The following is a 6,895-nucleotide window of genomic DNA, read 5'->3' as shown; positions in this document are numbered from 1 at the left end:
CCTTGTGCTCCTTGAGGTCCTTGTGCTCCTTGAGGTCCTTGTGCTCCTTGAGGTCCTTGTGCTCCTTGAGGTCCTTGTGCTCCTTGAGGTCCTTGTGCTCCTTGAGGTCCTTGTGCTCCTTGAGGTCCTTGTGCTCCTTGAGGTCCTTGTGCTCCTTGAGGTCCTTGCGGCCCTTGTGCTCCTTGCGGCCCTTGTGCTCCTTGCGGCCCTTGAGTTCCTTGAGTTCCTTGAGTTCCTTGTGCTCCTTGAGTGCTATTTACATTCACTTTCACTTCTTGCTTTACATTTTGTACTTGTTTAGATGAGCATTTACATTGTCTATGTCCACAATCCGGACACTTTTTTTTGTCACATTTACATGGTCTATGTCCGCACTCCTTGCACTTTTTATCTTTACCCAATTTTTCACACCCCTTTACATAAAACATTACTTTATCTTATGAATTTAAGATTTATTGGATTGGGTAAAAATAATGAAGAACACCTAATTTTTAAACACAGAACATTTTTTAAATACCTATTCTTCTGTTTAACAACGGAATTGAATTGACAACTGAGGAAAAACAAGCGATCACATTGTAGGTTAAGGAGTCAGAAATTTACCGGGGATTAAAGGATTTAGGAAACAAATCGCAAAATTGATATGTAGATACATCAAGTTAAGAACCAAAATAAAAGTACTCATAAAATTGTAATATTGGTGCCATTTTTCTAATTAAAGCATAACATGTAATACCCAATTTAGTATTCCTTTAGAACAAAAATAAAGTCGTGCTTCTATATGTCTTGTCTTGTTATCCGGTGGATTGGTCGGTGTTACGGATATGGCGCCTTCTGTTATGCCGACCTGTATTGGTCGGTTTTTTTCAAATTTGATTTCTATTAAGGGAACCGCACCATTATTATACTTAACTCGGTTACATTTTTTCCTCTGAGGTACCAGAGTAATACGGAATGTTCTCTTTTTCTGTAGATAAAGGGTTTAGCCTACGAATTCAAAAAAACATTAACAGTGGTCCTTTTTCTGTTGGTGATTCGTTGAAAAAAGTAGAAAAATCCTAGGGGCCGCTGGAAGATCTGGTTTGCACATACCCTAAAGATGTTCTGTCGGCTATTTTTGGAGTAAGAGAGAGTGCTTTTAACTCCATTCCTTCTGAACAGGTATATATCTATCAGGAGGAGGTATCAGGTTCACTGGAAAGTCAAGAAGTCCAGTTACCCTACGGGGAAGTCCCTTTTACCTTTAAGCACGAGCTGTTGCTGCAAACACCAATCAAAACATCTCGTGGTAGTGTACGAATTGTGGATTCTTCCAACTTTCCAATTTTAAAAACAATCGCAGCAGCACTTGTTAAGATTGAACCGGGTGCAATTATCCGACATTCCCAGCCCTATAATCAAATGTACGTGCTGCTCCGTTTCCAGTAAATACAGTCATTGCCCTTGTCCGGTAAGTTAATACTGCCACTCGTCGTTATTTGGATGCCAATGAAGTTCTCTCCATGGGTACAGAAACGTTATGTTTTTAGAGATGTTCAAAAGCGACAGCCTTGAAGATGTGTCATTGAATCAATGGATGGCACTGACTCTTAAAGAAATAGCCTAAATGTTGGATCAGAATTGCTGGAATTTCTACGCAAGGAGGAATGGTTAGTTGTGAAATATCCCGGGTTTTCCTACTATCAAAAAAACAGTGGTTTTGTTTATCCATATAGTTATGAAGGTGATTACTATGTACAAGATAATTTACGACCACGCAACTGAGACTACTCAAGCTGTTATAAAAACAAGAAATAGTTCGATGGTTGGGGAAAATAATTCTTACCCACTGCAACCTCATAGAAAATTAATTGGTCGGATATATATAAGTTGGTAACAGCTTCATCCTTAGGTAAGTTTCTATCAATTCCTTTTCGCCATTAATCGCTTCCCTTATTGGTTTATTTAGCTTATTTATGTTTTTCAATCTAAGAAAAGTATCTTTCCTATTAGTTATATCAATAGAAATATTTATTAGTGCGTTTTTTAGTGCTCTTTTTACTATTTTAGTGTGGTCTTTTAGGGGAGATTCGGAATCAGCACGGCATATTGTTCGTAATTCGGCCAAATTGGTCACTGGTTCTAGAGTAAGTATGAGTACTTTTACCGGTAGCCCAGGAGTTGGGAGAGGCATTCGCAACGTTGTGTGACTGGGGCATTTTCAAACCAGGGACAAGTAGGTATTTCTTTGCAAAAGGTTTATGCTCATGAAGAAGTCTATGATCGTTTTGTTGAAAAGTTTATAGTGGCAACGAAACTATCAAAATTAGGTGATCCGCTTGACCCAGAAACGGATGTTTCCGCATTGATCTCCCCAAATGATGTGAAAGACCCTCAATTGGATTGAGAAGGCGAAACAAGATGGAGCCAAGATTGCAACAGGTGTAATAGAGGAAGGCAATATCCTTCATCCGGCCGCCATATTAGATGCTGATACTTACTCAAAGGTATCTGGAACCGAAATTAGGGAGTGCAAAAGCATGGCTTATTATGCAGCAATCTTACATATGATTGATGCCGAAAAAAATATGGAAGTACGTCCACAGCATATCTAGTACTTAAACGAACTTGATCGTAATGGGAAGGTTTTTGCAAGAGGCCTTTTGCAGATGGATAAGGTGGCTTGGTCGTCTATATTGCAGACAAATTTGAAGAAGCACTCTCATTAGCGGAAAATGACCCCCACGTTGTACATAAGGTTCGTAGACTGGAATTAAAAGAGTGGAACATTTAATAAAGAAACGTTATGAGTGCGTGTCATTGCAATGAAATTTAACCGGGAACTTGAGACAGTTCCTTCATTTATTGAGAGGGGTTGCCAAGGCAACCTTTTTTTTATGCATGTGCAGGTCAACTCCATAATGAAAAGATAAAGTTCTAACAATAGTGAGTAACGATATTAATCAGCCCTTACTAGCCTTTGATAACTGCCAGTTGTTAAACGTGATATTTCCCCTTTATATTAGGGGAAGGGAATAGTTTTTGATTGAACTTGATCATAAAAGAACAGAACCTTTGAATTGGTTCTGTTCCTATTTATTATTTGAACTTTTGCACTTCTTCTTTTCCCTCGTATTTGTTATCTTTCAATATGCCGATTTCTTCAATATGGTTTCGTGCCGTTTCATCCCCTAATTTATAAATAAGGGCATAAAGTCTTTTCATGGCTGCATCGTATTTATCATTTGCCCGGTCATGATGATAGAGAAGGTAGGGCACATGTGAACGGGCGTATGCCTCCAGGTCATCTGTCCGGTGTTCCTCCAGGCATTGTTTCAATTCTGCAAGTTCCTCATCAGTGGCGTGTATAGTGAAGCTCGGATTCTCTTCAAGTTTTTGTCCGAGTACGTCGCCGCTGACCAAATCAACATGGTATGTCTGTTTTTCCTGCATCATTCTGCACATCATCCTTTCAAGGGTTTATCTATTCTGTACCACTATTTGTAAAAAGTTAATCATGGACGTAAACATTCCCTTAATGAAAAAGATAGGAAATAGAGGTATCAGTTATCTTATCAAATGGTATAAGATGGGTTTAAAGAAAATTATGTAAAAGTGAGGAGTGACATAGTGAAGAGATCAATCATGGTTATTTTTTTTGTGTTGATTGCTTCAGGCTGCGTAACAAGGAATTATGATTCCAATATGGATTTAGGTAAAGGTCAGTTGAATGAGGAAAATTATTTAGAAGCCCATGAGGCATTTGAATTAGCTTATAAAGAGGCGAAAACACCGGAAGCAAGGGAGTTAATGGATCTTTCAGGTTTTCTGGCAAGTGGGATGAAGAATTACGACGAACAGGATTTTGGTTCGGCCAAAAGCGATTTTGAAAAAGCAACCGCATATAAAGCAAAATACCGGGAAGGTAAACAAATGGTTTCAAAAGCGGTGGAAATGCACCCGTTATCAGACTCGGCCACAATCGAAACTGTAGAGGGGAATGACGAACCGGTAGGGGAAGCAACCGAGGACGGATCCAAAGTAGAAGATAAGGCGGTAACGGAAACGAAAGGTGAAGGAATCAAGGGTTCAGTCAGTACATTAAGTAAATCTCAGGCGGAAAAGCTTGTGAAGGGTTATGTGGACATGGAAAATTTCCCTGATTTACATATCGAATATGATCACGATTCCGAAAAGGGTGATTACATTTTTCATGTATTCGAGGTGGATGAACCTAGTCAGAAAAGTGGCCACAAAACCACTTGGGGCTGGTATGGCGTGAATAAGAAGACGAAAGAAGTGTATGAAGTCATGTAAGGAAAACTGAATGGTCGGATTGAAGGCCCTTGTTGAGGCCTTTTTTATTTTGTGGCGCGACAAAGTACAGGATTCGATAAAATTTAATGATTTTTGTAAAAAGTTTGCCTCATTCTTTATTTTCTTAAGAATTTTTTAATATTTACTGTTTATGATGGAGCCAAGTAAAGGACAATCTAGGAGGGATAAAGATGGAGAATTATAATGGTGATGAGCAAGTCAGAGTCAAGGCAGAACGGAAAAAGGGTAAATCTCTTTGGGTAACCAGTCTTGTTTCCGGAACGGTTGCTTCTATGGTTACATCGTCTGTATTTCTATTTGGCGGGGATTTTATAGATCAAGGGAAAAGTCCGGTGAATGAGTCAACCGAAACGGCAGGTGTACAGCAAACGGAAAGTGTTGAAAAGGATAAAAGTGTCACGGCGGAAAAGTTATCGACAAGTACGGATTCAAATGATAGGGCAGATATGGTCGAATCAGCATCCAAATCGATTGTAGGGGTCGTGAATTTACAGGAGATGCAAAACCAGAACCCGTACCAGCAGCAAAGCACGGGGAGAGAAACGGTTGAGAGCGGCACAGGCTCAGGGGTCATTTATAAAAAAGCTGATGGGAAAGCTTATATCATCACGAACAATCATGTTATTGAAGGAGCTAAGGAAGTCGAAATTTCATTGTATGATGGACAAAAGGCAACGGCAGCAGTTGTCGGCGCGGATGCTTTGACGGATTTAGCGGTTTTGACAATTGATGCCTCGAAAGCACCGGAGGGAATTAAATTCGGTAATTCTGATAGCATGCGTCCAGGTGAAGAAGTATTGGCAATTGGCAACCCACTTGGACTTGATTTTTCACGATCGGTTACACAAGGGATCGTCAGTGCGACCGGACGCTCCATTTCAGTCGATACCTCGGACGGGGAGTGGGAACTCGATGTCCTTCAAACAGATGCAGCGATCAACCCCGGCAATAGCGGCGGTGCATTGATCAACACTGCTGGGGAAGTGATCGGCATAAACAGCTTGAAGATTTCCGAAAACGGTGTAGAAGGCTTAGGGTTCGCCATACCGAGTAATGATGTGATTCCGATTGTTACGGAGCTGATTGAAAATGGGAAAATCACGCGCCCATATTTAGGAGTCAGCTTGGCCAGTATGGAAGAACTGCCGCAATATTACATTCAAAATGTTCCTGAAGCCGTAAAGTCCGGTGTAATGGTGACGAGTATAGAAGCAGGATCGGCTGCGGCGAATGGGGGGCTTAAGCAACAGGATATCATCGTTGAGATTGATGGAACGAAAATAAATACTGCCGCTGCATTAAGGAAGTACTTATATACGGATAAGAAAATCGGCGATAAAGTAAAGGTTAAAGTATATCGGGGTACTGAAGAGAAAACGGTAACGTTAACCTTGCAAAAACGATAGAAAGAGGTAGGGCCCCTGATTTTCATCAGGGGCCTAAGTTTGTAGACAAAAGGGGTTCGGAAATAAAAAATCCGAACCCCATTTTCCCTTTGAATTTTAGACGATTTTTGAAACTTACCATGCCCATTTGGCCATCTTCTTTAAAATAAAAGCAGCGAAAGTAAGCATCTCCTGCATCGACAATTTTTTAAGTCCCTTAATGTAATCCAACATATACCAGACTTGTAACAATAAAGATTGAGGCTAAAAGTTTTTATCTGAAAGTCAAAACAAAGTTGATTGGAACGGACGGTCCCGAGACTCTTGAGGGGAAAGCGAGTGCATGGAGTGGAAGACAACGTTCAAATTGTCCAAACCCCTATTTAATAGTATACAAAAGGTTAATATAGGAAAAATAGATAGTGTATTCGCACTGTTTTACAGATTTTCCCTATAGTCTTGAATACCTAAAAGCTAATAGTGGCGCGTTCTATTTGTCAAGGTTTTCATTGTGTATATGTTAAAAAATAGAAAAGATTTGACAAATTTGTGAAATGTCATAAAATAGAAAGAAAGGGGATGAAATTATGGAAGCTAATCAGAAGATGTTAGATGCAGTGAAATGGGTATCGGGCACAGGTTGTGTAATCGGAATTATTATTTTTGCTTTAAGTTTCTTTGTAAGCGATTACAATAAGGATTATATATTTACCGCCGTTGGAATCGCCATCACACTAAGCGCAGCTGCAATTTTTCTAGTTGGTATATTTTTTGTCCTGACAGAAGAAATGGTAATGAAAACACATAAAGGTAAAAGAATTGTACCGGAAACGACTAAAATCATAAAAATGAAAACAAAGGCTAACACTCAAACAAAAAGAAGTACAGAATTCAGTAACTAAAACGAGGAATATAGCATAATGAACTTGCATTCTATCATCAGATTTACTAACATGGTTGAACATAACCAGTTGTTCTTCTTTCTAAAGAATTTGAGTCAACATGATCCGAATGATTGAATGCGCTTTCATTTTACAGAGAGCTTGAATTGATTACCAGTTGGCTTTTTAATACAATACAATATACTGGACTCGTCATGTACAAAAAAATATTTCAAGTAATCCTTTGTATTTGAAATACTAACGATGTGCTTGGGTATTCAAACCAAACTGCCTGAACGCCAGGAAGTTTTC

General features: G+C 39.4%; 6 protein-coding genes and 3 pseudogenes. 7 read left to right on the top strand and 2 right to left on the bottom strand.

Going from position 1 to position 6,895, the window contains the following annotated elements:
• A partial coding sequence (locus ACFRAK_RS10600) for a hypothetical protein (RefSeq protein WP_394571714.1) occupies positions 1–301 on the top strand: 301 nt, incomplete at its 5' end.
• Between the two features lie 777 nt (positions 302–1,078).
• Positions 1,079–1,372 (top strand): annotated as a pseudogene (locus ACFRAK_RS10595) (oxalate decarboxylase); the annotation flags it as partial.
• Positions 1,373–1,375: 3 nt separating this feature from the next.
• On the opposite strand, the pseudogene ACFRAK_RS10590 reads toward ACFRAK_RS10595, so the two are convergent.
• Positions 1,376–1,500, bottom strand: a pseudogene (locus ACFRAK_RS10590) (cupin domain-containing protein); the annotation flags it as partial.
• Positions 1,501–1,502: 2 nt separating this feature from the next.
• Between ACFRAK_RS10590 and ACFRAK_RS10585 the strand changes: the two are divergent.
• Together ACFRAK_RS10585 and ACFRAK_RS10580 are read left to right on the top strand one after the other, a co-directional pair.
• Positions 1,503–1,692, top strand: a pseudogene (locus tag ACFRAK_RS10585) (oxalate decarboxylase); the annotation flags it as partial.
• Positions 1,693–2,227: 535 nt separating this feature from the next.
• A complete protein-coding gene (locus ACFRAK_RS10580; RefSeq protein ID WP_387601817.1) occupies positions 2,228–2,386 on the top strand; it encodes an aldehyde dehydrogenase family protein in 159 nt (52 codons plus the stop codon).
• 692 nt (positions 2,387–3,078) lie between these two features.
• On the opposite strand, the gene ACFRAK_RS10575 is transcribed toward ACFRAK_RS10580, so the two are convergent.
• Entirely contained in the window at positions 3,079–3,435 is a 357-nt protein-coding gene (locus ACFRAK_RS10575) for a hydrolase (protein WP_342614994.1), read from the bottom strand.
• Between the two features lie 174 nt (positions 3,436–3,609).
• Here ACFRAK_RS10575 and ACFRAK_RS10570 point away from each other — a divergent pair, with 174 nt between their 5' ends.
• The 3 genes from ACFRAK_RS10570 to ACFRAK_RS10560 all read left to right on the top strand — a co-directional run bounded on the left by ACFRAK_RS10570 (position 3,610) and on the right by ACFRAK_RS10560 (position 6,604).
• Positions 3,610–4,296, top strand: coding sequence for a hypothetical protein (locus ACFRAK_RS10570; RefSeq protein WP_387601821.1), 687 nt, complete (start codon positions 3,610–3,612; stop codon positions 4,294–4,296).
• A gap of 191 nt (positions 4,297–4,487) precedes the next feature.
• The gene (locus tag ACFRAK_RS10565; RefSeq protein WP_387704406.1) at positions 4,488–5,723 is read left to right on the top strand and encodes a S1C family serine protease; all 1,236 of its coding nucleotides are present in this window, start codon (positions 4,488–4,490) and stop codon (positions 5,721–5,723) included.
• 566 nt (positions 5,724–6,289) lie between these two features.
• A complete protein-coding gene (locus tag ACFRAK_RS10560) occupies positions 6,290–6,604 on the top strand; it encodes a hypothetical protein (protein WP_260286521.1) in 315 nt (104 codons plus the stop codon).
• Positions 6,605–6,895: the final 291 nt, after the last annotated feature.

Source organism: Peribacillus sp. NPDC056705 (genome assembly GCF_043656335.1).
Note: the sequence above shows the minus strand (reverse complement) of the source record. Positions and strands in the feature narration are given on the sequence as shown.